Genomic DNA, 2,483 nt, shown 5'->3' with positions numbered 1-2,483 from the left:
CCGCAGGGCGGGCCTCCGATGCTGGCCTCGCACGCGGACCGGGAGCGCACCGTGGACGTGCTCCGGGCCGGGTACGCCGAGGGCCGGCTGGACCAGCAGGAGCTCGAGCGGCGCGTGGCGCGGGCCTACCAGGCGCGTACGGTGGCGGATCTGACGCTGCTGGTGGCCGATCTGCCGCAGGGTCCGGTACCGCAGACCGCGGCGGTGCAGCACCTCGCTCCCATGGCGCCGCCGACCTTCCTGCCCCGGCCGCCGAAGACCAACGAGAAGGCGGTCGGGGCCCTGGTGTGCGGGGTGCTGTGCCTGGCGACGGGTGGCCTGACCGGCATTCCGGCCGTGATCCTCGGGCACACGGCCCGCGCGGAGATCCGGCGGACGGGCGACGGCGGCGACGCGTACGCGATGACCGGGCTGGTGCTCGGCTGGCTGTCCACGGTCGGCTGGGCCCTGCTGATCATGCTGATGGTCCTGGCCGGCAGTTCGTACAGCTGAGGTCCCACCGGCATACGGCTGGGGTCCGGCCGGGGTCCGAAGGGCGGGAGACCGCCCATTCGAAGATCATTACCCGTGTTCGGGCTTCACTCGCTTCGCGCGGCGATGGGGTGAGGGCCCATTTGTTTTGACCGCAGCCAATGCTATAGGTACGCTCAGACCTTGTGCCTGGGGTGTGCCCTGGCCTCCGTGCGTGCCATCAACCGCGTTGGGGGCTGTGAACGGCCATCGCGATCATGCGTTTCTTTCTGCCCTGCGGCGGGAGTCCGCGAGATTCGACACACCCGACCGCGTGGGTCGGTGAATGTTCCAGGTTAGCTTCACCATTCGGCACACAGAAACCGGAGAAGTAGTGCCTACGATCCAGCAGCTGGTCCGGAAGGGCCGGCAGGACAAGGTCGAGAAGAACAAGACGCCCGCACTCGAGGGTTCGCCCCAGCGTCGTGGCGTCTGCACGCGTGTGTTCACGACCACCCCGAAGAAGCCGAACTCGGCCCTGCGTAAGGTCGCGCGTGTGCGTCTGACCAGCGGTATCGAGGTCACTGCTTACATTCCGGGTGAGGGACACAACCTGCAGGAGCACTCCATCGTGCTCGTGCGCGGCGGCCGTGTGAAGGACCTGCCGGGTGTTCGCTACAAGATCATCCGTGGTTCGCTCGACACCCAGGGTGTCAAGAACCGCAAGCAGGCCCGCAGCCGCTACGGCGCCAAGAAGGAGAAGTAAGAATGCCTCGTAAGGGCCCCGCCCCGAAGCGCCCGGTCATCATCGACCCGGTCTACGGTTCTCCTCTTGTCACGTCGCTCATCAACAAGGTGCTGATGAACGGCAAGCGCTCCACCGCCGAGCGCATCGTCTACGGCGCCATGGAGGGCCTTCGCGAGAAGACCGGCAACGACCCGGTCATCACGCTGAAGCGCGCTCTCGAGAACATCAAGCCGACCCTCGAGGTCAAGTCCCGCCGTGTCGGTGGCGCCACCTACCAGGTGCCGATCGAGGTCAAGCCCGGCCGTGCCAACACCCTGGCGCTGCGCTGGCTGGTGGGTTACTCCCGCGCCCGTCGCGAGAAGACCATGACCGAGCGTCTGCTCAACGAACTCCTCGACGCCAGCAACGGCCTCGGTGCCGCGGTGAAGAAGCGCGAGGACACGCACAAGATGGCCGAGTCCAACAAGGCCTTCGCGCACTACCGCTGGTAGTCGCTACCCACATCGAGACCGAGAGAAGACCGAAGCCTTATGGCTACTACTTCACTTGACCTGGCCCATGTCCGCAACATCGGGATCATGGCCCACATCGACGCGGGCAAGACGACCACCACCGAGCGGATCCTGTTCTACACCGGCGTGTCGTACAAGATCGGCGAGACCCACGAGGGTTCCGCCACGATGGACTGGATGGAGCAGGAGCAGGAGCGTGGCATCACGATCACCTCTGCTGCGACCACCTGTCACTGGCCGCTCGAGGACAACGACTACACGATCAACATCATCGACACTCCGGGGCACGTCGACTTCACCGTAGAGGTGGAGCGTTCCCTGCGCGTGCTCGACGGTGCCGTGACCGTGTTCGACGGTGTCGCCGGTGTCGAGCCGCAGTCCGAGACGGTGTGGCGTCAGGCCGACCGTTACGGCGTGCCGCGTATCTGCTTCGTCAACAAGCTTGACCGTACCGGCGCGGAGTTCCACCGCTGCGTCGACATGATCAAGGACCGCCTGGGCGCGCAGCCGCTGGTCATGCAGCTGCCGATCGGTGCCGAGGCCGACTTCAACGGCGTCGTGGACCTGGTCCGCATGAAGGCGTTCGTGTGGTCCGCCGAGGCCGCCAAGGGCGAGATGTACGACGTCGTCGACATCCCGGCCACGCACGCCGAGGCCGCCGAGGAGTGGCGCGGCAAGCTGATCGAGGCCGTCGCGGAGAACGACGAAGAGATCATGGAGCTGTACCTGGAGGGCCAGGAGCCCACCGAGGAGCAGCTGTACGCCGCGATCCG

General features: G+C 66.4%; 4 protein-coding genes. All 4 read left to right on the top strand.

What is annotated here, in order from left to right; all coding sequences use genetic code 11:
- A partial coding sequence (locus tag AOK11_RS35350) for a DUF1707 and DUF4190 domain-containing protein (RefSeq protein WP_338058963.1) occupies positions 1–492 on the top strand: 492 nt, incomplete at its 5' end.
- A gap of 352 nt (positions 493–844) precedes the next feature.
- Positions 845–1,216 carry a 30S ribosomal protein S12 gene (rpsL, locus tag AOK11_RS35345; RefSeq protein ID WP_003948652.1) on the top strand — a complete coding sequence of 124 codons (372 nt, stop codon included), beginning with the start codon at positions 845–847 and terminating at the stop codon, positions 1,214–1,216.
- Between the two features lie 2 nt (positions 1,217–1,218).
- Positions 1,219–1,689, top strand: a complete 471-nt coding sequence (gene rpsG / locus AOK11_RS35340; protein WP_055597737.1) for a 30S ribosomal protein S7 — start codon at positions 1,219–1,221, stop codon at positions 1,687–1,689.
- 39 nt (positions 1,690–1,728) lie between these two features.
- On the top strand, positions 1,729–2,483 hold a 755-nt coding region (locus tag AOK11_RS35335; protein ID WP_157869518.1), incomplete at its 3' end, for a GTP-binding protein.

Source organism: Streptomyces hirsutus (assembly GCF_001418415.1).
Classification (GTDB): Bacteria; Actinomycetota; Actinomycetes; order Streptomycetales; family Streptomycetaceae; genus Streptomyces; species Streptomyces hirsutus.
This window is presented reverse-complemented; position numbering and strand designations above follow the sequence as displayed.

What these genes read in the sequence shown, in the direction of transcription:
- rpsG (WP_055597737.1), top strand. Translation starts at nt 1,219, where the DNA reads ATGCCTCGTAAGGGCCCCGCCCCGAAGCGCCCGGTCATCATCGACCCG.